This window comes from Thermococcus atlanticus (genome assembly GCF_054657855.1).
Window position 1 is genome coordinate 319,718 of record NZ_BAAHXX010000001.1, and the last position, 25,766, is coordinate 345,483.

Annotated in this window: 26 protein-coding genes and 1 tRNA gene; 8 read left to right on the forward strand and 19 right to left on the reverse strand. The window is 51.1% G+C overall.

Going from position 1 to position 25,766, the window contains the following annotated elements; genetic code table 11:
• Positions 1–200: 200 nt before the first annotated feature.
• A complete protein-coding gene (glnA, locus tag ACYQ27_RS01715) occupies positions 201–1,523 on the forward strand; it encodes a type I glutamate--ammonia ligase (protein ID WP_460040890.1) in 1,323 nt (440 codons plus the stop codon).
• A 4-nt stretch (positions 1,524–1,527) separates the two neighbouring features.
• Here glnA and ACYQ27_RS01720 read toward each other — a convergent pair whose 3' ends face one another.
• From ACYQ27_RS01720 to ACYQ27_RS01755, 8 genes are all read right to left on the reverse strand, one after another.
• A complete protein-coding gene (locus ACYQ27_RS01720; RefSeq protein ID WP_456453912.1) occupies positions 1,528–2,394 on the reverse strand; it encodes an EamA family transporter in 867 nt (288 codons plus the stop codon).
• Positions 2,391–3,161, reverse strand: coding sequence for an NAD+ synthase (locus ACYQ27_RS01725; RefSeq protein ID WP_460040891.1), 771 nt, complete (start codon positions 3,159–3,161; stop codon positions 2,391–2,393). The genes ACYQ27_RS01720 and ACYQ27_RS01725 overlap by 4 nt, the downstream gene beginning before the upstream one ends.
• A gap of 11 nt (positions 3,162–3,172) precedes the next feature.
• Positions 3,173–3,646 carry a hypothetical protein gene (locus ACYQ27_RS01730; protein ID WP_456453910.1) on the reverse strand — a complete coding sequence of 158 codons (474 nt, stop codon included), beginning with the start codon at positions 3,644–3,646 and terminating at the stop codon, positions 3,173–3,175.
• A 31-nt stretch (positions 3,647–3,677) separates the two neighbouring features.
• Positions 3,678–4,685, reverse strand: coding sequence for an ABC transporter ATP-binding protein (locus tag ACYQ27_RS01735; protein ID WP_460040892.1), 1,008 nt, complete (start codon positions 4,683–4,685; stop codon positions 3,678–3,680).
• Positions 4,686–4,695: 10 nt separating this feature from the next.
• Complete coding sequence (locus ACYQ27_RS01740; RefSeq protein WP_460040893.1) at positions 4,696–5,655, reverse strand: ABC transporter ATP-binding protein; 960 nt, start codon at positions 5,653–5,655, stop codon at positions 4,696–4,698.
• Positions 5,656–5,657: 2 nt separating this feature from the next.
• Positions 5,658–7,100: an ABC transporter permease gene (locus ACYQ27_RS01745; RefSeq protein ID WP_460040894.1), complete on the reverse strand. Its 1,443-nt coding sequence runs from the start codon at positions 7,098–7,100 to the stop codon at positions 5,658–5,660.
• Positions 7,101–7,111: 11 nt separating this feature from the next.
• Complete coding sequence (locus ACYQ27_RS01750; protein WP_460040895.1) at positions 7,112–8,173, reverse strand: ABC transporter permease; 1,062 nt, start codon at positions 8,171–8,173, stop codon at positions 7,112–7,114.
• 227 nt (positions 8,174–8,400) lie between these two features.
• On the reverse strand, positions 8,401–11,190 hold the full coding sequence (locus ACYQ27_RS01755) for an ABC transporter substrate-binding protein (protein WP_460040896.1): 2,790 nt from the start codon (positions 11,188–11,190) through the stop codon (positions 8,401–8,403).
• A 360-nt stretch (positions 11,191–11,550) separates the two neighbouring features.
• On the opposite strand from ACYQ27_RS01755, the gene ACYQ27_RS01760 reads away from it, so the two are divergent.
• The 3 genes from ACYQ27_RS01760 (at position 11,551) to ACYQ27_RS01770 (ending at position 14,325) form a co-directional block, all read left to right on the forward strand.
• A complete protein-coding gene (locus tag ACYQ27_RS01760) occupies positions 11,551–12,777 on the forward strand; it encodes a dihydroorotase (protein ID WP_460041759.1) in 1,227 nt (408 codons plus the stop codon).
• Positions 12,761–13,462 (forward strand): dihydroorotate dehydrogenase electron transfer subunit, encoded by a 702-nt coding sequence (locus ACYQ27_RS01765; RefSeq protein WP_460040897.1) that lies wholly within the window; start codon positions 12,761–12,763, stop codon positions 13,460–13,462. The genes ACYQ27_RS01760 and ACYQ27_RS01765 overlap by 17 nt, the downstream gene beginning before the upstream one ends.
• A 137-nt stretch (positions 13,463–13,599) precedes the next feature.
• Positions 13,600–14,325 (forward strand): hypothetical protein, encoded by a 726-nt coding sequence (locus tag ACYQ27_RS01770; protein WP_460040898.1) that lies wholly within the window; start codon positions 13,600–13,602, stop codon positions 14,323–14,325.
• A gap of 429 nt (positions 14,326–14,754) precedes the next feature.
• Here ACYQ27_RS01770 and dph5 read toward each other — a convergent pair whose 3' ends face one another.
• The 6 genes from dph5 to ACYQ27_RS01800 form a co-directional block, all read right to left on the reverse strand.
• The gene (gene dph5, locus ACYQ27_RS01775; protein ID WP_456396255.1) at positions 14,755–15,549 is read right to left on the reverse strand and encodes a diphthine synthase; all 795 of its coding nucleotides are present in this window, start codon (positions 15,547–15,549) and stop codon (positions 14,755–14,757) included.
• Positions 15,550–15,929: 380 nt separating this feature from the next.
• Positions 15,930–16,007: transfer RNA gene (locus tag ACYQ27_RS01780), tRNA-Arg, on the reverse strand.
• Positions 16,008–16,066: 59 nt separating this feature from the next.
• Complete coding sequence (locus ACYQ27_RS01785; RefSeq protein ID WP_456452684.1) at positions 16,067–17,212, reverse strand: NAD(P)/FAD-dependent oxidoreductase; 1,146 nt, start codon at positions 17,210–17,212, stop codon at positions 16,067–16,069.
• A gap of 1 nt (position 17,213) precedes the next feature.
• Entirely contained in the window at positions 17,214–18,698 is a 1,485-nt protein-coding gene (locus tag ACYQ27_RS01790) for an FAD-dependent oxidoreductase (protein ID WP_460040899.1), read from the reverse strand.
• Positions 18,699–18,950: 252 nt separating this feature from the next.
• Positions 18,951–20,570 (reverse strand): sodium/proline symporter, encoded by a 1,620-nt coding sequence (locus ACYQ27_RS01795; RefSeq protein ID WP_456396238.1) that lies wholly within the window; start codon positions 20,568–20,570, stop codon positions 18,951–18,953.
• The gene (locus ACYQ27_RS01800) at positions 20,567–20,746 is read right to left on the reverse strand and encodes a hypothetical protein (protein ID WP_456396239.1); all 180 of its coding nucleotides are present in this window, start codon (positions 20,744–20,746) and stop codon (positions 20,567–20,569) included. Before ACYQ27_RS01800 ends, ACYQ27_RS01795 begins: the two co-directional genes overlap by 4 nt.
• A 202-nt stretch (positions 20,747–20,948) precedes the next feature.
• Between ACYQ27_RS01800 and ACYQ27_RS01805 the strand changes: the two genes are divergently transcribed.
• From ACYQ27_RS01805 to ACYQ27_RS01820, 4 genes are read left to right on the forward strand one after another with little or no spacing between them, the layout of a single operon-like run.
• On the forward strand, positions 20,949–21,413 hold the full coding sequence (locus tag ACYQ27_RS01805; protein WP_456452698.1) for a hypothetical protein: 465 nt from the start codon (positions 20,949–20,951) through the stop codon (positions 21,411–21,413).
• 49 nt (positions 21,414–21,462) lie between these two features.
• Positions 21,463–21,657 carry a hypothetical protein gene (locus ACYQ27_RS01810; RefSeq protein WP_456452690.1) on the forward strand — a complete coding sequence of 65 codons (195 nt, stop codon included), beginning with the start codon at positions 21,463–21,465 and terminating at the stop codon, positions 21,655–21,657.
• Positions 21,658–21,688: 31 nt separating this feature from the next.
• Positions 21,689–21,796: a hypothetical protein gene (locus ACYQ27_RS01815; RefSeq protein ID WP_456452692.1), complete on the forward strand. Its 108-nt coding sequence runs from the start codon at positions 21,689–21,691 to the stop codon at positions 21,794–21,796.
• Between the two features lie 4 nt (positions 21,797–21,800).
• Positions 21,801–22,085, forward strand: a complete 285-nt coding sequence (locus tag ACYQ27_RS01820) for a type II toxin-antitoxin system VapC family toxin (RefSeq protein WP_456452700.1) — start codon at positions 21,801–21,803, stop codon at positions 22,083–22,085.
• Here the strand turns inward: ACYQ27_RS01820 and ACYQ27_RS01825 are convergent.
• From ACYQ27_RS01825 to ACYQ27_RS01845, 5 genes are all read right to left on the reverse strand, one after another.
• Complete coding sequence (locus ACYQ27_RS01825; protein ID WP_460040900.1) at positions 22,082–23,275, reverse strand: hypothetical protein; 1,194 nt, start codon at positions 23,273–23,275, stop codon at positions 22,082–22,084. The two genes, ACYQ27_RS01820 and ACYQ27_RS01825, sit on opposite strands and share 4 nt — an antisense overlap.
• 65 nt (positions 23,276–23,340) lie before the next feature.
• Positions 23,341–23,484, reverse strand: coding sequence for a hypothetical protein (locus ACYQ27_RS01830; protein ID WP_460040901.1), 144 nt, complete (start codon positions 23,482–23,484; stop codon positions 23,341–23,343).
• A gap of 55 nt (positions 23,485–23,539) precedes the next feature.
• Positions 23,540–23,992, reverse strand: coding sequence for a PIN domain-containing protein (locus tag ACYQ27_RS01835; protein WP_460040902.1), 453 nt, complete (start codon positions 23,990–23,992; stop codon positions 23,540–23,542).
• Entirely contained in the window at positions 23,989–24,231 is a 243-nt protein-coding gene (locus tag ACYQ27_RS01840; protein ID WP_456454011.1) for a UPF0175 family protein, read from the reverse strand. Before ACYQ27_RS01840 ends, ACYQ27_RS01835 begins: the two co-directional genes overlap by 4 nt.
• A gap of 267 nt (positions 24,232–24,498) precedes the next feature.
• Complete coding sequence (locus ACYQ27_RS01845; RefSeq protein WP_456454010.1) at positions 24,499–25,662, reverse strand: OBG GTPase family GTP-binding protein; 1,164 nt, start codon at positions 25,660–25,662, stop codon at positions 24,499–24,501.
• Between the last annotated feature and the right edge of the window lie 104 nt (positions 25,663–25,766).

The following is a 25,766-nucleotide window of genomic DNA, read 5'->3' on the forward strand; positions in this document are numbered from 1 at the left end:
GCACTAAAACATTTTCGGAGCTGTTCTTTGCATTTATATGTAAAAATTGCCATGGATTACAAACAAAATCAACATTTTTATGGTGTTCAAATCCATGCCTTGTCATTATGCTAAATGATTAATCGAAAACTTTATATTCAAACATTCGTTCAGTATTAGCTGTGTTATCATGAACAAACAATCAAGGAAGGTGGAGTAAAATGAGCGAAGCCCTGACACATGAAGCTCCTGTTGAAAAGAAAATTCGCTTCCTTCAGCTGGTGTTTGTTGATATCAACGGTGTTCCCAAGGGCATGGAGATACCGATATCGAGATACGAGGAGGCGGTTGAGGATGGGATATCCTTTGATGGCTCATCGATACCGGGGTTCCAGGGAATAGAGGACAGCGACCTTGTTTTTAAAGCAGACCCCACAACCTTCAGTGAGGTGCCGTGGGAGGGCATTGCGAGGGTCTATGGTTATATATACAGGGATGAAAAGCCATACTGGGCCGATTCAAGGGGTGTGCTGAGGAACACCCTCAAAGAGCTTGCAGGAAAGGGCATGAGGGCATATATCGGGCCCGAACCGGAGTTCTACTTCTTCAGGAAAAACGGCACCTGGGAGCTCAACCTCCCGGATGCAGGGGGTTATTTTGACATAATAAACCTCGATAAGGCACGGGACATCAAGAGGGAGATAGCCCTGTACATGCCCTACTTTGGCCTTACCCCTGAGGTTCTCCACCATGAGGTTGGAAGGGCCCAGCATGAGATTGATTTCCGCTTTGATGATGCCCTCAGAACAGCGGACAACATCATCAGCTTTAAGTATGTTGTGAAGGCGGTTGGTGAAATGCACGGCCTCTATGCAACATTCATGCCGAAGCCGATCTACGGAATGCCGGGGAACGGCATGCACCTGCACATAAGCCTGTGGAAGGGAGATGAAAACCTGTTCATGGGAGAGGAGGGGATAAGCGATACAGCCCTCCACTTCATAGGGGGAATACTGAAGCATGCGAGGGCTTTAACAGCGCTGACAAATCCGACGGTCAACAGCTATAAGCGACTTGTTCCGGGGTATGAGGCACCAGTCTACATCTCATGGGGCTACAGGAACAGGAGTGCCCTCATAAGGGTTCCCGCGTTCTGGGGGAAGGGGGCGAGGATTGAATACCGCTGCCCCGATCCAAGTGCAAATCCCTATCTGGCGTTTGCAGCGATACTGAAGGCAGGGCTTGATGGAATAGAAAAGGGGATTGAACCATCAGCATACGTTGAGGAGAATGTCTATGAAATGAGTGATAAAGCGAGGGATGAGCTCGGGATAGCCACCCTGCCCGGCAGTCTGGAGGAGGCTCTGGATGAACTCAGGAAGGACAGGGTCGTTAGAGATGCCCTTGGAGATGCGTATAAAAACTTCATCTCATACAAGGAAGGAGAATGGAATGAATATCTGGAATACGTGAGAGCAAAGGGCATCCCGGCGGACACAAAGGAAGTCACGGAGTGGGAGCTTGAGAGATACTTCTACGTTTAGTTCCCTAATGGAGCTCTTCCATTATTTCGATTTCTCTGGATTCCGCTGCATGGATTATAACCGAGCCTCCAATTATCAGCGCTGCCCCGATGAGCTGTCTGGGCGTCAGGGTTTCTCGAAATATCAGGAAGGCGAGGATTAGGGCAACAACGGGCTCCACCGTGGCTACTATTGATGCCCTGCTGACCTCGACTTCCCTGAGTGCGTGGTTGTAAAATATATAGCCGAGGAACGTGGGGAAGAATGCCAGGGCGAAGAGGTAGGGAACCGATTCAAGAGGGACTTTAAAATTCGTGAATGGAACGAGAAAGAGCATCCCAAATGCCAGGGTGTAGAATAATGCCTCCTCGGGCCTTTCAGTTCTTACGGCAAATTTGGCCAGTATTCCATAGAGGGCGTAGGTTACTCCTGTCAGCAGACCGAGGGCCACGGCAAGGGGGGTTACCCTGCTCCCGCTCAGGTCGACGACAAGGAGGACTCCCGTTATAACCATTCCAAGTGCAAGTGCCTTCTTTTCAGTTATCGGCTCTTTGAAGAGGTAGTATCCCATCAGTGTTGAATATATCGGGGCGGTGTATAGCAGGAGCACAGCGAGGGAAACGGAGGATATTTTGACGGTGTAGAAATAGAGGGTGTAGAAGAGGAATATGCTGAAAAAGCCATAGAGGGCATAGAACTTAAGCCTTCTCCGGCCTATTGTGAAGCCTCCCCTGAAGAGATTGTATGGAAGGAGGAGCAGAAGGGCGAGGAACACACGGTAGAACACTATGGTGAAGGAGCTGAGGTTGAAGCCGTACAGCAACTTGGCAAAAATCCCCAGACTACCCCACATTGAGGCGGCGAGGAAGACCAGGATGTATCCCTTTTTCAAAGTCCCACCTCAGGCCCCACGGGGAGTCTCCTTTTGTGCATGCTTCTTTCAATGAGATTCCTGACGTGCTGCACCTTCTCAACGGGAATTCCGAGATGTTCTGCAATCTTTCCTTCCGGCATCTTCAGGTCGACGAGCAGATGGAGGATTTCATCTAAGAGGCGGTAGCTTATCCCGAGCTCATCCTCGTCGGTCTGACCCTCCCACAGTCCGGCGCTTGGTTTTTTCCTTATTATTCTTTCAGGAACCCCGAGCCTTTTCGCTATCTCCCATACCTCCGTTTTGTAGAGGTTTATCAGGGGGGCGTAATCGCTGGCACCGTCACCCCACTTTGTGAAATACCCCGTGAGGACCTCACTTCTGTTGCTTGTCCCGAGGACGAGAAGGTTTCTGGCGTTCGCATGGGCATAGAGGAGTATCATTCTTGTGCGTGCCATTATGTTGCCCCTGCTCCTCTCATCAAGCTCCATGGAGAGGGCCCTCTCAAAGGAGTCCACTATCGGCCTGATGCTTATAATCCTGTGTTCAATGCCAAGCTCACTGCACACCAGCTTCGCATCCTCAACATCCTGAGTTTCGTAGTAGGGCATTATCAGCCCCAGCACCCTCTCCCTGCCGAGGGCTTTAACGGCGAGATAGGCTGTGGTTGCGCTGTCTATTCCCCCGCTTATGCCCACGATAACGCCTCCGGCATTTGCCTCCTCGACCTTCCGGGCTATGAATGAGACCAGTTTTTCGATCACGGAATCGTAGTCAAGTTCCCTCATATAACCCACCCCTATTGCCCTTTACCCTTTATTTCCCCCAGGAATTTGATATACCCCATCATTGCAAATGCGCTGCCCACAATCATCAGGATGAATGCGGGAACCGAGAGCATCGAGTAGGGGTATCTAACTCCACTCATGCTGTAGGTATAATTAACTTTTCCGGATTCCACGATTATATGGGGTGTGGAATAAAGCCTGAGGGTGAAAGTGTCATTGGAGAAGGAGTGACTCGTCAGGTTTCCGCCGTGATACACAATCACACTGGCATTCTCGGAGTGCATGATGAGGGTGCGGTTTTCAACATAATACCCCTCGTCAAAGGTTGTATTCAGGACGTAGCTCCCGGGACCCAGCACACCTTTCATCCTGTAGCTGCCCGGATATGACATCATCGCTGCCAGGGACAGCAGGAGGGCCACAACGAGCATTAAAAGCCCCGCTTTGATAAAAGGCTGCCTTAAGGCTTCCCTGAATGTTACCATGTTTTTCACCCGGAAATAAAATAGGAAAAGGTCAGATTTTACCGATTAAGTGGCATTCGGCAAAGTGTTCGTGTTCATATTCAACGAGCTCCGGATGCTTGCTGTCGCACAGTCCCATCTGAGCATAGATGCATCTCGGGTGAAATCTGCAGCCGGGGGGTATGTCGACCGCACTCGGAACCTCACCCCTGATCGGGAGCTCCTTTATGACGTTCCTTCTCTCCGGCTTGGGTTCCGGAACCGCTGAGAGCAGGGCCCTTGTATAGGGGTGGAGGGGGTTGTCAATGACCTTCTTCGCAGGCCCCATCTCCACTATCCTTCCGAGGTACATGACCGCAATGTAGTCCGAGAAGTACCTTGCGGTTGAGAGGTCGTGGGTGATGTAGAGGTAGGTAACCCCCATCTTCTCCTTGAGCTCCTTCATCAGCTCAAGAACCTCGGCCCTGATTGAAACATCGAGCATCGAAACCGGCTCATCTGCAACGATAAACGTTGGATTGAGGATGAGCGCCCTAGCTATGGCAACCCTCTGTCTCTGACCTCCTGAAATCATGTGCGGGAATCTGCCGACGTAGTCCTCAGGAGGGGTGATTTTAACCATTTCGAGTGCCTTGAATATAAGCTCCTCCCTCTCCGCCTTCGTTTCGCCTATTCCATGGATGAGGAGAGGTTCTTCGAGGACATCGAAGATTCTGAACCTCGGATTGATGGAGGAGAACGGATCCTGGAAGATTATCTGAACCTTCCTCCTGTATGCTTTGACCTCCTCCGCCGTCTTGAGCTCCGTAACGTCCTGCCCTTCAAGGTATATCCTGCCCGCAGTCGGTTCGAGCAGCTTGACGACGAGCTTGCCTGTGGTGGTCTTACCGCAGCCGCTCTCCCCCACGAGGGCAAAGACCTCCTGCTTTCCGACCTCAAAGCTTATGTCATCGACAGCTCTGACAAACCTGTGCGGCTCGCCCTTCAGAGCACCTATAAGTCCCCTCTTGATCGGGAAGTACTTCTTAAGGTTCTCAACTTTTAATATTGGTTCCGCCATTTTTCATCCCTCACAACAGCCAGCATGCGGCATAGTGGTCTCTATCAACCTCTCTCAGCTCGGGTTCCTGTTCCTTACATACCTGCATTGCATAGGGGCATCTCGGGTGGAATCTGCAGCCCTTAGGCGGTGTGATGAGGTTGGGCGGCTGTCCCGGGATGAACTCCAGTCTATCAACGTCCTCGTGCAGTCTCGGAATCGATGCGAGGAGCTTCTGTGTGTACGGGTGGGCGGGCTCATAGTATATCTTCTCGCTGTCGCCTATCTCTATGATTTTGCCCGCATACATGATTGCTACCTTATCGCTGATCTCGGCGAGGATGCTGAGGTCGTGGGTGATGAATATCATTGAGAGACCGAGCTCCTTCTTGAGCTTCTTCATCAGGTTTATAATCTGTGCCTGAACGACGACGTCGAGGGCTGTAGTCGGCTCGTCTGCAATGACGACCTCTGGCTCAAGGAGGAGGGCTGTTGCAATGATGACACGCTGCTTCATACCTCCTGAAAGTTCGTGGGGATAGCGGTAGACGATGTCGGGTGAAAGGCCGACGAGTTCGAGGTATTTTTGTGCCCTGTCAAGTGCTTCCTCCTTTTCCATACCCTTGTGGTATATCAGAGGCTCAATCATCTGATAGCCCACGGTATAGACGGGGTTTAGGGCGTTCATTGCACCCTGGAATATCATGGAAATCTTCTGCCATCTGACCTCCTTTCTGAGCACATCCTCAGGGAGCCCGACTATTTCCCTTCCATCTATTTTAACGCTGCCGCTGACGATTTTTCCCGGCGGAGTTGGCATTCCCATTAAAGTAAAGCCGAGGGAGGACTTGCCGCATCCGCTCTCTCCGGCAAGCCCCATAACCTCCCCCTTCTTAAGGGTGAAGCTGAGGTCATCGACAGCTTTGACGACACCCTTGTTCGTGAAGTAGTACATCTTAAGATTGTTAACCTCAAGGACGCTCTTGGCCATTTTCACAACCTCCTGAGTCTCGGGTTGAGCACCCTATCCATTGCAATACCAATAAGCACGAACGTCAGTGCGACTATGGATATTGCTACCCCCGGTGGAATTACCCACCACCAGTATCCGTTCAGCGTTGCGCTGTTCGTCTGGGCGTCATACAATATCTGTCCCCATGTAACCTTTGTCGGGTCGCCGAGACCGAGGAAGCTCAGTGAGGCCTCCGTGAGAACCGCACCCGGAACGCTGAGGGCCATTGATGCAAATGCATACGGCATGATCTGGGGCATTATGTGCTTGAAGATTATTCTGCCTGTCCCGGCACCGAGGGCTCTGGCCGCCTCAACGTAGGTTTCCTCCTTGATCTGAAGGGCCATACTTCTCGCAACCTTCGCTATGCCAGTCCAGCCGAACATCACCAGCAGGAAGACTATTGTTATTAGCGTAACGTGTCCCTTGAATGCCGCTGCGAGGAGGATAAGTATCGGCAGCGTCGGGATTGAAGCAACGAACTCGTTGACCCTCTGCATGAATTCATCCTTCCATCCTCCCAGATAGGCGCTCGTAACTCCGAATGCGATTCCTATCAAAACGCTGAGGACTGCCACTGAAACACCTATGACAAGGGAAACCCTCGTTCCCCACACAAGGCCTGCCCAGAGGTCTCTTCCCATGTAGTCGGTTCCCATAAGTCCGTAGGTTCTCCCGGTGAATATGATGTGCATGTTGCTGAAGTCGACCTTATCTCCGGGGTTAAATGTAAAGATCTGAACCTCAAACTTGTACTGCCCCTTGAGTGCCTGTGGATTTACGAGTATGCCCTTCTGGGCCTTTGCGAAGAGGGTTTTTATAACGTCCATGGTGCTTATTATCGTTTCACGGTTTGAGGCAACAACCTGCTGATCCTCATACTGGGAGGCCCACATGAAAACGGCCTGCCTCACGCTTCCCATTTTGGCGAGCTGGAATGTTTCGCCGCTTGTGAAGTCGGTGTCGAGGAGCTGCACAGTTTTTCCGTCCGGTCTGACGACCTTAATCACAATATGTGCGGGATTTTCGAGATTTGTGAGGTTAACATTTATGTTATTGATGATGATGTCCTTTGGCGGTACATCATACCTGTTGTCGTATGTGAATGTGAAGGCATAGTACTTCATCCCCGAACCGAGATCCTGACCTCTGGCCTCGAACTTTACATCGTTAACTCCCCAGACCTCATGGGGGGCGAGCTTCTGGCTTGTGAAGTAGTTGTACCATGTCGGGGGAACCGTTGTGGGGTTGCCCTCCCAGTAGGTGTGCCACTTCTTTGGAACATCCGGTGATGTTATGTATGGAGCGGCGAGGGCGGTGAAGATCAGCAGGAAGAGGAGGAATATTCCAAGCAATCCTCCCTTCTGCCTCCTGAACTCTGACCAGAAATCAATAATGCTCGCTTTAAGGTCTACCCATCTCATCTTTAATCACCTCATGTCTTCTGGGATGCACCAACCTTAACCCTCGGGTCGAGATATCCGTAGAGCAGGTCTGCAAGTATCATTGCGAAGAGGTAGAGCAGTGTTGTCACGAAGGTGATTCCCATGACAAGTCTGACGTCGTTCTGCTGGAGTGCCGTCCAGTAGAGCCTGCCCATACCGGGCCAGTTGAAAACGCTCTCCGTAATGATTGCCCCTCCGATTGAACCGAGGAGGGCGAATATTGTCATTGTGATGATGGGCGGTGCTGCCGCGCGAAGGGCGTGACCGTAGATGACCTTCCTCTCCGGGACACCTTTGGCCCTTGCGGCCATAATGAAGTCCTCCTGCATGGTTCCTATCATGATGTTTCTCGTTGTCCATGCCCATCCTCCGAAGAGGACGAAGGCTATCGTGCCGACGGGGAGTACCATATGGTAGAGGATGTCAAAATAGTATGCAATTCCCGTCTTCGGCGGAATTGAGGTCATGCCGGAACCCGGGAACCAGCCGAGCTTGAATGAGAATATCAGGATTGCGAGCATTCCGAACCACCACATCGGAATGCTGCTCGTGACCATGGCGACTATCGATATTGCCCTGTCGAATGCGCTCCCTGCAATCTGAGCAGCTTTAACACCGAGCAGAATTCCGAGGAAGATGACTATTATCTGGGCTGTTGTGAAGAGCAGAATCGTCCTCGGGACAGCCGCCATGATGATTTTGGCGATATTCGTTTCACCGAACACAGGATTCCTCGTCTGTCCGAAATTCAATGTCAGGGTATCTTTGGTTCTCTCCAGAACACGAACCCAGAAGGGCTTGTCCAGACCATACATCTTAAGCCTTCTGTTGTACTCACGCTCATACCACTGCTGGTATTTCTGGGGGTCTTTACTTAAGGCCTGAGCGAGCTGGGGATTGCCCCTCAAATACAGGCCTATTTCCTCGTTGATACTCGATTTGATGTCCTGCTCTGCCACTTTCGTAAATAAAACTGAAACCAGCAGGGTTACCAGCATAAGCACCAGCAGTGCATTCACAATTCTGAATGCTATGTAGCGTCCGTATCCCAAACCTCACACCTCCCGTGTATAGACATGTTCATCTGAGGATTTTTTAAGCCATCAACATTTTCAATCATGTAAAACTTTTATATATTTTTCTGTTTCTGAGGCTGGTGCTTTAAGGATGAGCTTGACGGCGCCTTGGGGGCATCCTGCAGAAACAGAGCTGAGCAATGAAAATCTCAAAAGCCATTCAGAAAAGCTTAGAATGGAAAAAAAGAGGGAAAACGAAAGCTTCACTTCCTCCTTCTGAGGAGGAGCGGTATCAGGGCGAGGCCGACGAGTGCTGCCGGACCGCAGACGCCTCCACCGCTCGTTGTGGTCGTGCTTGATGGTGATGAGCTCGGGGAGCTGGTTGTGGTCGTTTCTGACGGGCTGCTGCTTGAGGTGGTCGTCTGGGTCTGGGTCGGGGTCGGCTTGATGACGATGATTGTCTTCTTCTGCGTGAATGAAATCACGTCCTTCATGAGGCCGCCCTTGACATAGATGACGTACTTTCCGCCTTCGAGCTTCTCGGTCTCTGAACCCGGAATCGTGAGCTCGAAGACACCGTCTTTTGTGAGCTTGGCCTCACCGCTGTAGAGCAGGTCGCCTGCCTCGTTTCTGAGCTCGACTGTGACGAATCCCTTGTTGGCCGGCTGGGTTCCCTCAACCGGGTACTGCACAACCATATCTGCCTTAACAGTAACCTTCAGGTCGTTTCCTGCAGTGACTGTTGTCGGAACCTCAATGCCCGCGAGCTGGAGCTTGGCGAGGAGGAGCTTGTTCTTCCAGTAGTCAAGGCTGAACGGATAGGTCGGGTCTCTGAATGCTCTGAGTGTGATGAACATCTTGTCCGGGTCGTACTTGTCGATGTAGAACGGTCCGTTGCTCACGACAGCGTTTCCGTGGGTGTCAATCCACTTGATAAGTGCTGCATAGCCTGCCGTCGGGTCTTTGACGTCATTCTTGATGGCGGCTGGAACGGCCTTCTCAGCCTCGAGCTTCTCAATGACCTTCTTCAGGTCTGCAACGTGGTCCTTGACGAGGAGATCAAGCTGGGCGATGTTCTCGCTTGACTGGCTGAATGAATACTGCTGTGAAACACCGTACTCCTTCCCGTGGGCAACGAGCTCACCCATGGCATACTCAAGCTGCCACGGCAGTGACGGGAACCAGACGTTGTTGGCCGCTGTAACGTCGTCTGCGATCGGGTGGGTGTTGTCGGTATAGACGACGTAGGTGTCCTCATCAACGAAGACGAATCCCTTGACGAGCTTGAGGGTCTCGCCTATGGCGCCTGCAACCTTGTCGTCGTAGTACGGGTCGTTGGGTCCGTCCCTGTATGCCCACATGTAGCTGAAGGCTATGTCGTACTTGAGGTCGGTCATGCTCATCGGTGTGCCGTCATGCCAGTTGCTCCACTTGCACGTGTAGGTGATCTTGGCCTTTGCGTGCTCGCCGGCGTGGGCGGCAACCCATCCCTTTGTCTGGTTGTAGACAACGGCGTCGTTTGGAACTGTGAAGTTGCCCCTCTCAACCTTGTAGTCACACCTGACCGGGATGTAGGTACCGGTTGAGAGGTCTGTGTACATTCCTGGATCATGAACAACATTCCAGATGGCGTTTGAGTAGACGTCGTCGAGACCGCCAATCGGGTTGAACGCACTCATGAAGAGTGAGCCCGCTGAGGAGTATTCGGCGACGTTGAGCTTCTTGTCAGGGGTCTCGGCGGTTATAAGGGCCCATCTGCTCCAGAGACCGCTTGAGACATCCCTCGCTATGGCCTTAACCCTCTCCTTGTTGACCGGGAAGTACTCCCACTGCTCGGCTATGAAGACTCTGACTGAGTCCATGATTGCGAGGCCCATGCTTATCTTCTGGAGGTCCCAGTAGTGGGCGAGGTCGCCTTCCTTGAGCTCGTAGGTCTTGTTGTTGACCGTTACCTTGTTCAGGACGACGAGCTTTGTGACCTCCTCGATTGTCCAGTCGTAGATTTCCTTGAGCTTGTCAGGTGTGTTGTAGTACTGGAGGTTGAGCTTCTCTATAGCGGCCTCCGGACCGCCGATGTAGTCGACAAAGTCCTTGACGGTGGTTATCTTGGTGCCCTGCGGGTAGGTGTTCGTGTTTCCGTTGAACGGAATCCATCCGTAGTACCAGGCAGCGTTGAAGAAGGCAACATAATCGTCAGGCCACTTAACGTTCGCGGTGCTAACCCAACCGCCCGTGTAAAGGTTCCACTCATAGTTCTTGGGATCCGTACCCCAGACGAGACCGCCGGCCTTCCTCCTGTCGAGAAGCATCCTGTCAACCTTGAAGCCGGCATACTTTTCAAGCAGGTGCGCTATGTAGAGACCTTCTTCCTTCCTCTCATCCTCAATTCTTATGATGAACTTGACGGTGATGGGCTTGCCGTTGAAGTACCAGTATGTGTTACCATCCTCGGCCTTCTTCTTCTCAAGGGTGTAGCCATCCTTGGCGAGTGCCTCAGCGGCCTTCTTCATGGCGTCGTCTATCATCTTCTGGGCTTTCTGGATGTCCGCAGCGCCCGTAAGCCCGAGGGCCTTATAAACGGGCTCGAAGTACTGGTCTGCACCTGTGCTCGGTCTTATTGAGCCGAACATTGGGGCGCCTGAACCCTGGAGGATGTTCTGAACGATGTACTGCCTGCTTATGAGCCAGTTAAGGGCAAACCTTATCTCCTTGATGGCGAATGGGTTGAAGTACTTCTCATTTCCGACCGTAACGAGGTAGGGGTTTCCGGGGTCGTGGTAGATGTTTATTGTAATCTCCCAGTAGCCGCTTGCAGTCTTGATAAGCTTGAGGTTCTTCTTAACATCAGCCGGGAGATCCTTGAATGTGGCTCCACCAACGGCATGGAGGAAGATGTCAAGATTTCCCTTTGCAACATCGGTAATTGCTGACTCCTGATTGGTTCTGGTGCTGATGTAGACAACATCCGCCGCTGGACCCTGCTCGGCCGCCGCAAGTGGCGACAGCAACATAACAAAAACAAACAACAAGGCCAAAATTCCGACCTTTCTCATCCTCTAGCCTCCTTCAGGTTTTCATACAATACTGTATCCCATAGGGTATAATGGCATAGAATTATACATCCTAAGGCCTTTTAAGAGTTACGTTGTTGTAAAAGTAACCGAAAAAAACGCCAGTATATTTACTTAAACAGCCGTTGGGGATGTAGAGGGATGCCAGAGGGACTGATGCGACGGAGATTAGTCATCATATGGCAAAATCAGGGTGATTTAATTTCTGAATCAAATTAAAACGCCTGTAAATAACGTAGAAATCCGAAAAAATCATCTCCGCCCGGATTAACTTTCCGAATCGTGGTTCCCTTCAATCAAAAACCTTAAAACCGGCTTTTTTGAAGGTTCATGCGGGCACTTATGGAAGATCTCGTTATACAGGGCAGGTTTATACTGAATGGTAAGGTAGTAACCGGTTATATCGGAATATCCGATGGGAAAATAGAGAGGTTCTCAAAAGCTCCACTCCGGGGGGAGGACATAATAAAACTTAAACACCATGAAATCCTTCTCCCGGGAATGGTTGATGTGCATGTGCATCTCAGGGACTTCAACCAGAAAGGGAAGGAAACGGTTGAGAGCGGAACGAAAGCAGCGCTGCACGGGGGAGTAACAGCAGTTTTTGACATGCCGAACACGGATCCCCCGGTGATGGACGGAGAAACCTTCAGAAGGAGGGCGGAACTCTTCAGGAGAAAATCGTATGCCGATTATGCGCTGGGATTTTTGATTGCGGGGAACTGCCGGGAGGCGCGGGAGGTGGAGGCTGACTTTTACAAGAGCTTTATGGGGGCTTCCACCGGTGGGATATACTCCAGAAACTTCGAGGAGGATTATTCATGTGCAAATGGAAGGTTGAGCGTCCATGCTGAGGATTATAAACTGATTCAGGAATTTCCGGAGAGGCCTGCTATTGTTGAGGAGATGGCAATAAAGAGGGCACTTCACGCTGCAAAAAGCCTCAAAAAACCCCTGCACATCTGTCATGTCTCAACGGCGGGTGGGCTTCGGAGCATACTTGATACGGCGCCGCCGTGGGTTAGTTTCGAGGTAACGCCCCATCACCTCTTTCTCACGGAGAAAGATTACAGGAGAAACAGGTTCCTCGGGGTTTATCCTCCTCTGAGGAGCAGGGAGGATGTTGATTTTCTGTGGAGAAATCTGGATAGAATTCCTGTAATAGCGAGCGACCATGCTCCCCACACATTGGAGGATAAGGAAAACGGTGCTGCGGGAATCCCCGGACTGGAGACTGAGCTGGCATTGCTGCTGGATGCACACAACAGGGGGCTGATAGGTCTGTGGGAAATAGTCGAGAAGACATCGCTGAATCCTGCAGAAATTTTTGGGGTTAGGAATAAGGGATTTGGCATCGGAAAGGATGCTGACCTTATCGTCGTGAATCTGAAGGAGGAATGGGTGGTTAAACCTGAGGAGTTCTATACCCGGGCCAAATGGAGCCCGTGGGAGGGAAGAAAACTTAAGGGAAAGGTCAGGATGACCCTGCTGAGGGGAAAGGTTGTTATGGAGGAGGATGAAATCGTAGGAAAGCCGGAGGGGGTTCGGATAAATGCTCAGAAGGGTTAGAATCGTGGATGTTAGGGATGCTGCAAAGGACGTGAAGGCATTTCATTTTGATGATGCTCTGGAGTTTGTGCCCGGCCAGTTCATAATGGTGTGGCTGCCCGGGGTTGGAGAGAAGCCCTTCAGCCTGGCCGACGGGGGAATGATTGCGGTAAAGCGGGTCGGGCCGTTCACCTCAAGGCTCTTTGAGCTTGAAGAGGGGGATTATCTCTGGATCAGGGGGCCCTACGGGAACGGCTTCAGGCCGAGGGGAGAAAGGATAGCGCTGGTTGCAGGGGGAATAGGTATTCCGCCGCTCTATGCACTGGCGAAGCTGTGGAGGGATAAATTCAGGAAAATCACGCTCATATACGGGGCACGCACGGAGGAGGAGCTGGCGCTGCTTGATGTTGGGAGATACGTCGATGAGGTGATAATCACCACGGACGACGGTTCTTCGGGGAAGAAAGGCTTTCCGACGGATGTGCTGAAGGAGATGAGGGAAGAGTTTGATCAGGTTTATGCCTGCGGCCCTGAGGCAATGCTGAAAGCTGTGCTAGGGGTTATGGAGTACAGGAATGTCCAGATTTCAGCCGAAAGGTATATGCGCTGTGGTATAGGGGTCTGTGGAAGCTGTGCTCTCGGGAGGTACCTCGTCTGCAGGGACGGGCCGGTGTTCGATGGGAGGATTGTTTCGGGCATAATTTAATCTTTCTCATAATTATCCTGTGAGTATGTATCATAACAGAAAATTATAACAGCAATCAAGGCTGGCTGATTTTCCTAACAGTATCTCTTTGCCAACCACAACTTATAAATACCGGTTCGAAAAAAAAAACGGTGGTTATGGTGGCTGAAATAAAGGTCATAAAAGGCTATCTCGGTGAGATGATTCCTGCAGGGATTCTTTTGATATCCTATGATCAGCACTCCCTTGGATGGAGGCTGGGGGTCAGACTTCTCAAGGAGGAAATTGAAAACGGAGCTTTTGTCATCATGACGAACGTTGCCCTGCCTCTCAGAAAGTTCTGTGCAAGAATGAGGACAGCGGGACTTGATGTCATGAAGGAGGGGGAGAGAGGAAATCTGGCTGTGATAAATGCGTTTGGAGAAAAGAGGAAGAACGGCTTTGTATATAACATGGAGAAGGTCGATGAGAGTGTATTTATCCCGAAGTACTTTGAAATCAAACAGCAGATACTGCGGGACTATAACCTGAGCGCACGGAAGATTGTTCATGTATTTGCAACTCTGGACATGCTCTACGAGCACTTCGGGGAGTCTTTTGTCAAGAGCTTCCTGAGAGCGCAGCTGATTGATGATGAAAAAATGGTCGATGGGGGCTACAGCTTCTGGAGCACGTTCATAGTCAACAGGGATGTTGTTCCTGATGACCTCCATTCCTGGTTTGTGAGCCTCAGCGATTACGTTATCCTCACGCGGGGGATTCTAAAGGAGGATGAGTTCATTGAAAACATTGCGATTTTAAAGGGGACATCTGAGGACTTCATGCCCGTTGTTCTTCAGATGAAGATGCCTGTGGCCCAAGTGCCTTCGGGTTTTGTCCTCTGACCTCCTCCCCTTTGCGGGGGAGATTTGCGGGTTCATAACCTACTCCCGTTACCGGTTTCAGCTCAGCCCGCAGGCCCGGTCTAAGGCCAATTACCCCTACGCGGGGTTATTGTTCAGAGGCCACCCTTAGAGTTTTGACCGCCCAACGGCGGTTTTTGAAAGGACGCCTAACGGCGTCAACCACTCCACATTGGAGTGGTAACGTGGAACCCTTCATCTAATCGGGTTGTCTTACGGTGGCCTCTCCGAGGTTTTATTACGCTGGCAAGACTTAAAAGGGTTTTCGGTGGTTTAATGGCTGTCAAGAATACCACATCCCCGCCCCGAGGCTCTCAAAAGAAAAATGTAACATGCTTGAAGTTTTTGCATCGTTAGAGTGCATTTTCTTCATTAATCATAACAAACATCAACAATCTTAGACACGCCCCGCTAAACCTCCCTGAGAATCTCCTTCGGCGCATCCGCAAAGGCCACGAGATACTCCGCCTCCACAATATGCAGCCTCCCCGGAACCACCATGACGTGGGGCTGCCTTCCGAAGTCCTCGCTGATAAGATCTTTAACGTAGCCAGCTCTGAGCGTCGGATTCAGTGATCCGGCCCTTGCCAGAACCACGACCAGCGTATCTGGTGTGAAGACGCTCTGCTTTTTCATCTCCTCGACCTGCAGGAGTATCTCCATCGCCTCATTGGCCGTCATATAGCGGTTCTGCTCGGCCTTTATGTCGAGGAAGAGCATCGTGTGCAGCCCGCGCTCCCTGTTCTCCCTGATCACATCGTAGTGGCTGGTCGGAAACCAGTTCTTCTCCGGATACGCAACCGTTGTGCTCTTGCCGAACTTGTAGATGTGCAGGCCGGTTATGGCTATGGCTGAGTATATAGAAGGGGCATGGATTACATAGCTTTCGATGCCCATCTCCTTTGCACGGATTCTCAGATCTGAGTGAGTGGTCGCCACCATTGGATCGCCGGCCGTTAGAAATGCCACCTCTTTATCCCTGGCCTCGCTGAGGACGATTTCCTCGAAATGCAGCTCCACTTCTTCCCTGCTCAGCCGCCTTATTGGTTTTCCGATGAGATTTTCAATCCTTTTTATATCCGTCCCCGCAAGCAGGGAGGTGTAGAACTCGGCGAATATGAGGTCGCATTTTCTCGCAGTTTCAAGCCCCTTGAGCGTGATATCCCCTTCATCATAAAGCCCCAGACCTATGAAATAGATTGCCATTCTGATCACCATCCGTAGTTTGATGAGGTGTTTTTAAGCTTGTTTAATATGTTTGTGGGCGGAAGGAGTCCTGCATATGCGGATTGCAGACTTATTTCGGTATTTGGCGGGTGTCTTTTTCGAGTTAAACCACCTTAAAATATCTCTTAAAGAGGTTCTCTCACTTAAAACGTTTTTAATGTAGGAACCCTCTCAAGACCTTGCGCTTCAAGAAGGAGCTACCAACCTTGATCAAACTTCGCGCAGGTAAGAACTCTGGGGGTGTGGGGGCGTTAGCCCCCCGAAGGTTTAAGAAGAACGGGGTTGTGGGGCGTAGCCCCCACTTCGGGGGTTTGAGAGTACAGAGAGATAAGGGGGCGGAGCCCCCTTGTCTTTCGTTGTGGCGGGCCCGGCGGGATTCGAACCCGCGACCTTCGCCTCCGGAGGGCGACGCTCTATCCTGACTAAGCCACGGGCCCTCAGAATATAGTGGGAGAGAGAGGTTTAAAAATCTAAGCCTGACCCGAGGGTGAGAACATCACCCCATCTGAATTGCTGTCGTTCTCAGCTCCCCACGCTCGAAGCGGTATGGGTCGAACCACCAGGCGGGCAGTTTGGTTTTTCCCCTGGTGATAAGATCAGCCACCATCTCGGCAACCGCCGGTGCCATCATGAATCCATGCCCGCTGAAGCCCGCCGCAATGTAGAACTCATCAAGCTCCTCTATGCGGCCTATTGCGGCATTGCTGTCAGGTGTTTTTGCATAGTAGCCCGCCCATGTCCTCAGTATCAGAAGCTCCCTGAGGGCGGGGATAATCTTCGTGAAGTAATAGCTCACCTCCTTCATGAAAGCATAGCTCGGGCTGAGGTCATAGGTGGGGCCCTCCTCGTATCCCACGCCTCCCACAATTCCTCCATGCGCGGTCTGGGTCAGGTATGCATGGCCGTATTTGAAGGAAATCACCATCGGGTTTACTGAACCGGGTTTTATCGGCTGGGTTATCACGGCCTGATGCTTGTAGGGCTCTATCGGTATCCTGACCGGAACTCCTGCCATTGCGTTTATGAGCTTTGCCCATGCGTTTGTCGCATTTACAACTATTCCAGCTTTAAAAATCCCTCTGCCGGTTTTTACCCCCTTAATCTCCCCGTTTTCAACGATGATGTCCTTGACCTCGGTGCGCTCGTAGAGCTCTGCCCCCATCTCCCTCGCATGGGCCGCAAAAGCTGCTGTTGAATGGAAGGGATCGGCCTTGCCGTCGGTAGGGTTCCATGATGCCGCGACCACCTCACTTATGTCCAGAAGGGGCACTATCTCCCTGGCCTCCTCCGGTGTTATGAGCCTCGTCGGAACCCCGAATCTGTTCTGGATTGCAATGTTTTTCTTAAACTCCTCCACCTCATCGTCATCATAGAGCAGGAAGAGATAGCCCGTCTGCTGAAATGAGAAGCCGTATTCTTCCGAGTACTTTTTCCAGAGCTCCACAGAGCGCTTCATGAGCTGCACATTGGCTTCATCGTTGAACTGCTGTCGTATTCCAGTCCCGCACCGGAACGTTGACCCCGAGCCTATGAAGCGCTTTTCCAGAAGGGTTACCTCCTCACCCCTTCTGGCCAGCTCGTGGGCGAGGGTGACCCCGATTATCCCCCCGCCGATGATGAGGACTTCACTTCTCCCTGCCATCTCAATCCCTCCCTGCAACCGCCTTCATGCGCACGTTTTTCAGAGGCGGCCGTGCGACCGGCAAATCTATTCTGGCCATGTCAATCCCCGTTTTCTGTGAAACCAGCAGGGCCCCGTTGAAGAGGCAGAATCTCCCCTGGCAGAAGCCCATCGCGAGGTGGGTCAGGCGTTTGATTATCTGGAGGTCCCTTATACCGCTCTCGACAACATCATGCACCTTCTTCAGCGAAACATCACAGCCGCATATCTGCACATCCTCAAGGTTCATCGAGCCGTATTCAATTCTGTGGAGGGGCATCGCTTCGGGTTCATACTCCTCAAGCCTCTCCCTGTATATGCACGGCTCCGCCTCAAGACCGAACTCCTTCAGGATGTGTGCTCCAACGAGCCTCCCTTCGAGATAATTGGCATAGTGGGGTTTTATGCTGACTGCACTTCCCGCGGCATAGACTCCATCACGTATCCTGTGCTCTGCATCGAGAACCGGCATGTAGTAGCCCCTTCTGAAGCGCAGCTTTCCTCCCGCCTGTGTTATGGGGTTTATATCCGGCCTCCTTCCATCAGCAACTATCACGGCATCGACCTCGTAGGTGTTGCCGTTCATATCCACAAGCCTCTCAACGCCTTCCTTTCCCTCAACCCGCTTCGGATTCGGGACTGAGATGTAATCTATGCCCCAGCGCTCCAGCTCTGCCGTTATCTCCTCAGGTTTGCTGCCCACAACAGCCACCTTCCTGCCGGGGGCAACACCCCAGATGTTCATGACCTCAAGGGCAAATGATCTCCTGAATACTCCCGGCATGTCGTTATTCTCAAACAGAAGGATGTTATCAACGGCTCCTGTTGCCAGAACCACGCGCTTGGCAAGAATCTCCACCAGCTGGCTCCCCTTCACGGCCGGAATCAGAAAGTACTCCCCTTCATCAAAAACCCCGAGGGCGACTGTCTTCAGAAAAACCCGCACATTCTGATTGAACCCCTCCCTCAATGACCTGATGACCTCCCGGGGATTCCCCTCAAATCCCTCCTGCTCGACCCCTTTAAGCCACAGGTCTCCACCCAGCCAGCCCCTCTCCTCAATGAGGGCGACCGTCAGGTGCTCCTGCACTTCAAGGGCTGCCCCCATTCCTGCAGGGCCGGCGCCTATGATTGCGACATCAACAACATATCTCAGAACGGGCTTTTCCCCGTCCACCACGACATCCTCCTGAAATTCACCGTAGTTCTGCCTCTCAATTCTCATACCAGCTCTGACAGGGGTTTTTCTCCCATCCATATTCTTAACACCGTTTATGACCATGGGGAGCGGGCCGAAGTAGAAAGCGCCTCTCTTCCTCCCCTCCGTGCTGGTTGTCAGCCAGTAGATGCCATTGGCAAGGAGGGCCACAGGTATCTTCTCCCCCTCGTAAGCCTCGTAGGGTTTGCCCTCAAAATAAATCGTTACCTTCTTAGAAGGATCCTTTTCTGTGAGATCGAGCGGCCTCATTATACCACCCCGGAGATTTTACGGAGATTACTGGAGCTTGAGATTTATAAACATTAGGTTGAACAAATCAGGTTTCAAACGTTTAGTTTGATACACCGTGGTGGCTGATATCAGCAAAAATCTGAACCTGTCTGGCGTTGAAATTTTCAATGTGCAGAGGGACGAAAATAACGGGTAAATATGCCTGCGGGCTCCCTAAAAATGCACAATTAAGGACATGGCGGGAACTGGGGTAAAAAATAAAGAAAAGCCTCATGCCAGACCTGCCGAGATTACAAAGTCGGCGACGTTCTCAACCTGGCTCTTGGCCCTGGTCTCCGTGAGGCTCCTGCTCCCCCCTTCTCCCAGGGGAACCTTTTTGAATATCTCCTCGTGGAGCTTCACAACCTCCTCCGGGGGCTTGGTCAGCAGACTAACGATTATTATGACGACCAGCGTCACAAAGAAGTTTATGAAGAACACCGGGACGCCGTTGAACCATCCGCCTATTGTTCCGAAGATTCCCGGGGCCTTCGGGTTGAACGCCCACCCGTAGATCTTGGCCTCAAGGATAACCTCCGAAACGAGACCGTAGGCCATTCCGATTATTCCGCCCTCCTTCGTGACCTTCTTCCACCAGAGGCTTAGCGTGAGTATCGGGCCGAAGCCAACGGCTAAACCTCCCCAGGCCGTTGCGACCATCTGGTAGATGACCTTCGGGCCGCTTATGGCAAACCAGAGGCCGACCAAAGCCACACCTGCAACAACTATTCTGGAGATGTTCACCATCTGCTTCTTGCCCAGCTCCTTGCCGAGAACCTTATGGTAGAAGTCCCTGGCTATTGCCGATGAAGCAACGAGCAGCTGTGAATCCGCCGTACTCATGACGGCAGAGATTATGCCCGCTATAACGAAGCCCGCAAGCCAGCCGGGCATCAGCTCAACGGCCATGGCAGGAATGACCTTCTCCGGGTCGCTGACCTTGAGTATTCCGGCGTGATACATTGCGAATCCGAGGAATCCCGCAAAGAACGCTCCCCAGAGGACGAGTATAGTCCATGTGCCGCTGATGAAGATACCCGGCCTCCTGAGCTTTCTCGGGTCTTCAACGCTCATGTAACGGGTGACTATGTGGGGCTGGCCGAGGTAGCCGACGATCCATGAGGCGTAGCCTATGGCGAAGACTATCGCCGCCAGACCTGTTGCACCGCCGAATGGATGCAGTTTGGCAGGGTCGGCACTTCCTATGATCTGGGTTGCTCTTTCAAGGCCGCCAATCCTTGAGAGGGCAAGGAACGGAACTATGAGGAGGGTAAGGAGCATGAAACCCGCCTGAACGACATCCGTCCAGACGACGGCAAAGAAGCCACCGGTGATAACATAGGCCGTCAGTATTATGACGGTCAGGATTATGCCAGCGTTGTCGCTGATTCCAAAGCCCTCTGCAAAGGTCTTTCCTCCGGCTGTGAACTGGGCAGCAACATAGGCGGTCATGAAGATTATTATAATCAGTGCGCTCAGAATTCTTATCAGCTTGGTGTCGTCCTTGAGCCTTGCTTCGAGGTAGTCGGGAACGGTTATTGCCCTGAACTTACCCGCGTAGATTCTGAGCCTCGGCCCTATGAGGACATAATCCGCCAGGGTTCCGAAGAGACAGCCGATTGCGGCCCAGAAGGCTCCAAGCCCGGCTTTGAAAGCACTGCCGGGGTAGCCCAGCATGAGCCAGCCGGAGAAGTCGCTGGCCTTGTCACTCAGGGTTGCCGCCAAAACGTGAACCCTCCTGCCTCCGACGAAATACTGGTCTTCGGTTTTGGTGTATCTGTTGGCCCACCAGCCGATGTATGCCAGAAGGGCGAGGTAGACCAGAAATCCGAAGAGTATCCCGGGGTTCATACCTTACCCTCCTTCTTCAGTGCTTCAATAAGGTCTTCATCGTAGGCTAAAATCTCGTCATCGACGTAATACTCCTTGCCCGTTATTCTGTCCCAGAACCCATAGAGAAACATTGTCAGTATCCCCAAAAATGTTGGAACAAGCAGGGTTGCCCAAGCTGCACCACTAAGGCCCATTTCATTGCACCTCCATACACTTAAGCAGACTGGAGTACAGCAATTTACATTATGTTACTTTACCAATATAAAGTTATTGGCGAAAACATATCATTTCTGAACCAAAATGTCCCACTAATCTGAATAAAAATTCATGCATAATCCTTATAATTTCCTGCAGTCAACGTGGAATAAGGTGAATAAAACGGTGAGGATTAAGGTCATGAGGACAATATTCAAACCAGATGTGCCCGGGAAGTTCGTTCTGTATCCCTATCACATATTCCATCTTAAGCTGTTCTACAGGCGCCTCGGAAGGAGCGACAGGGTTTTTGACTACTTCGCTTACGTTGATCTGTATCGCCTCGGAGCGGAGAGGGGTGACGGGTTTATAGACCTCTATGAGTGGGACGTCGATGAGAGGCAGGTTATGAAGCCCCTCGCTGATTATGAGGAGGCCAGGAGGAAAGCCTTTGAAAGTGCAATAATATGGGGGAATTCGAGGGTTGTTTCATGGTGGCTTCCAAGGATAGAGGTAGTTCGTGACGCCCAAGCCTACAAGGTCTTCTGGATATTTGAGGAGGAGGGCGAGAAATACGTGATGGACAGTCTGACGGGAGAAAAATTCGGGCTCGGAGAGCTTGCCGGCAAAGACGGAAGGAAGTGCCGGGGATTGTGGTGCAGGTAAGCGAAACCGTTATCAATGTTTGGCATCTACTACTTTTGAGGAATAACGAATGGATGTTGTTGTTAGGGTTAGGGTTCCAGAGGGAGTGGATGAAGCTACTATGGGTGAGATAGCGGAGATATTCGCGAGGGCTCAGGTGTTAAAGATGCTCACCCGCAGGGGCCACAAAGCGAAGAAAGAAAAGGCTTCTTGGAGGGAGCTTCGTGAGTACCTTGAAGAGTACCGCGACCTTCTTAGACAGTAGTGTCTTGGTAAACCTGATTTTCGAGACGAATATGAGTGAGAAAGCCAGTAAACTGTTTTCAAAGACAGCTAACCCTGTAATCTCTGAGACTGTGATAGACGAGTGTGTCTATGTAGTTCTCCGCAAGAGGGCTGGGTAGGGGCATCACGAACCTCTATGAGCTCAGGAAGTTCCTGAAAACTCCGGAAGGGAAAGACCTCCTCAAGACATCTATTGAGACAGTTTTAACTTTCATTGGCAAACACGAAATTGAGGTGATCGATGATCCGAACATATTCGTTTCTCTCAGCGTGGCCGAAAAGTACGGTCTTCTGATGCACGATGCCAAAATCCTCGGAGCGATGATAGAAAATGGAATAGAGAACATAGCAACCCTAGACAGGGATTTTGAAGGTATCTCCATCGTTAACGTCCTGAAGGCCGACTAAGCGTTCGTGTACTGCCTGAGCAGGTTGTATATGTGCTGGGCAGCATCAGTGTAGAGGGTGAACTTCTTGTCTCCGGCTCTGAACTCAAGGTAGTAGGCGCCGAGCAATGCCTTCTTCAGCTCAAGGAATCTTATTTCACCCAGCGGGAACTCCTCGTAAACCTCGCCAACCCCAGCGGCCCTCAAGGCAGCCTTGACCGCAACAGTGGCAACGTGACCCCTCAGCCTGTACTTTCCGGTGAGTTTAAGGTGCTTGTTGGTTATAACTAACGTTCCCACTCTCTCCTGACTCATCGCGCCCATCTTGAAGCGGACTTCTCCCCTGTAAAGTTCCTTCTCGGGTTCCTCGGTTGAGACAGCGATTTTCTCAACGTGAGCTGGGACCTCAACGGGTTTGGTCTCTGCGAACCGTTTCGCCTGCTTCTCCGCGAGCTTTGCCACTGCCCCAACTTCAGCCTCGTAGGTTTCAACGACGGTCTTTAACAGGAAGTAGTGGAACTCGAAGAGATACTTGAAGAACTTTACATCGCCGATGACAAATTTGTCGCGCTCATCGAGCATTTCTCGGGCTTCGTTCAAAAGCTCGCGCATCTTCTCCACGTCGCCGAGGTAGAGGGCGTCGCAGGCTTTTGCTGAGAAATTGAGAACTTTTGGGATATAGTCGCTCTCAAATTCTCCAAATTTTTGAGAATATGGAAGGCCAAAATGCTCTGGACGGAGGACTTTAACCGTTTTGAAGATGTCATTGGCTTTTTTCATATGTTCGCTTGCTTCAGAGAAATCCCCTTGTGCGATTTTTGTAATGTAGTTGTCCAGCTCACTCTTTAAGAGAAAGAGAGTTAAGCTTCCATCTGAGGCTTCTAGAGATTTCATTAATGAAACACATTCTTCAAAAGTCAGTTGATATTTCTTAGGTTCTTCCCCGATAACTTTACTGAAATTTTGACTGTTGCTTAATTCTAGGTATCTTAGCACGTATTTTTCTCCATACTTCTTGTAACTCTTGCATTTTTCATTTCCTATCAAATACATAAGAAAAGTAAATCCTAAAACCCACGATACAAATCCGATGATATACCCTAAAATCCCTGTTTCCAGTAATAATAAAAATCCCATTCCAAAAATACTTCCCATAATCACCAAAAATGCTATGAAATCTATCAATCCACCACCTTTCTCGTCGATACCCATTTTTAAAATGGCAAAAAAGCCTTTGTTGCATGCTTTACGTTCTTTCCAATATTTCCAAATAATATTCAAACAGTCTCTCTCTCCTCAATCAGCGGTTTAATGGCTTCCGCGCACTTCAGAATTTTCTCCGCGTTTACGGGGTTCTTTACCCGCTCTAACTCCGCCTTCATCTTCTCAAGAAGAGCGTCGAGATTGACGTTGGCCTGCAACGGACACCACCCGGTTTAGTACGGCGTGGGAGTATTTATGAGTTTCGCTTGAGGCTTAGTCCTCACCAGCCGCCCTGAGTATGACCTCGATAACGCTATCCGCTATCCTGAAGCCCTTCTCCACAAGTTCACGGAGGAGCGGTTTTACTTCCTCAACAACGCCCCTTTTCTTTGCGAGAAGCAGAAGGCCTGCGGTTCCAATCACTTTAATGCCAAGCTCCTTCGCAATCTTCCTGGCCTTCAGGTCGTCGAGTATCAGAAAATCAGCGCCGAGTTCAAGGGCAAGTGCCATCGCCTCGGACTCACCATCCCCGAGGAGTTTTGAGAGGGCGGTAACAAGGGGCTTGTCTCCGGGACGCTTAACCACAATCCACGTCGGAAGGTTTTCTCTGAACTCTCTGACAACTGCGGGTGGCACGAAGACCTCTCCAAAAAGTTCGCGGAGGATTTCGAGCTTCCCAATGTTCGATAATCCTATAAGAGGGCTCGTGTTTGAGACCACAATCATCCCAGACCCTCAACGGTTCTGATGTCTTCCTCAGCCTCTTCCCGAGTGTAGTTTATCGGGACGTCCCGTTTCCTCAGCTCATAGAGGAATTCCCTCACGCTAAGGCCGGCGAACTCGGCGGCCTTTCCGAGGCTCAGCTTGCCCTCTCGGTAGAGTTCTATGGCGGCGAGGAGAACCAGTTCCCTCTCCGGCTTCGGGCCGAGGAAGTCACGGAACGCCTCCGGTGTTACGCTCTCCATAACCTCACCTGAGTTATGTTAGCGGCGAGATATTTAGGGGTTTCGCTTTCCTGTTGTCCCGGATTCTGGGCATGTTGCCTCCCCGGAAATGTTCACTTTCAGAATTTGGGCTTTATTTGAGGCAAGGACTATCGGTGAACAACCCTGTTCGGACCCCCTGTGTTACATGGGGGCCCTGTTGTTCGGTCTTCTCCTTTGGGCTTTTTTGTTGGTACTCTTAGCGTTATTTGTAGGCTTTTCTCTGGGAACTGGGGAGAAAAGAAACCCTCACCTCGCGTGTATCTCAACTATATCTCCATCCTCCAGAACGTGGTCAGCCCCAACGCGCTGGCCCGGGAACTTTACACTCCTCCCCCAGACCCTTGCATACCTGAAATTCTTTGCAAACTCTTTATGCACTTTTTTCGCGACATCCAGCACAGTTGAACCCTCTTTCATTGGAATGGGTGGATATGCCGGCTCCTCTCCGGGGCTCTTGGTGAAAACCCTTATTATCCCCGCCAGCTCATAGAGCGCCTCTTTTACCCTCTCAAGGTTTGCCCCGATTTTGACTGAAACAGGGATTATCCTGAACTTCTCCCCATAGGCTTTAACCAGCCTCTCGTAATTCTCCCTGCTTCCCGGAGCGTCGCCCTTGTTGGCGATGATTATGGCCCTTTTCCAGACGAGGCTCTCGTCAAGGACATCCGAAAAGTCCTCAAGCGTTACCGGCTCTTTAACCGTTATCTCCGCCGAGTGTATTCTCTCCTCCCTTAGCATTCTCATAATCTCGCTCAGCTCGCCTTTTATGTTCTCCTGGCCGTTGATTATGATTCCTCCTGAGGGCATCCTCTTTATCTCTATCTTCGGCTTTCTCTTGTTGACCTTTATCCCTGCCCTCTCGAACTCCTTGAGCAGAATTTCCATCTGTCTGAGGGGATTCTCCGAGAGGTCAACGACTATGGCTATTGCATCGGCATTTCGTATAACGCTCAGAAGCTGTGTTCCCATCCCCTTTCCCAAAGCAGCGCCCTCAACAAGGCCCGGAACCTCCACAAGCTGGATCTGGACGTCTTTATGGTGCATCATTCCCGGAATCGGCTCAACAGTTGTGAATGGGTAGTTTGCTATATCCACATCGGCATTGGTTAGCTTTGTCAGGAGGGAGGATTTGCCGACATTTGGAAACCCCACTAAGACAATCTGCGCGGCCCCTTCCTTCCTCACGCTGAACGAGTAGCCTCCTCCTTTTTTCTGGGCCTGCTGCTTTTCAAGCTCCTTCCTGAGCTCCGAGAGCTTTCTCTTTATCTGGAGCCTCAGCTTTTCTGTCCCTTTGTGCTTCGGAACTGTGGCATACATCTTTTCGAGTGCCCTTATCTTTTCAGGAATGGTTCTGGCATTTCTGTACTCCTCTTCTGCCGCGAGGTACTCCGCAGTAACGTTGGTCGGCATTGAAACCCCTCCCGAGAACCCTGAAATAAAGAATGATGGGGGTTTTATAAAAGTATGGTTTAAGAGGTTATGCTGTTAGCTTGATATTGCGTTGAAAGGGCAGT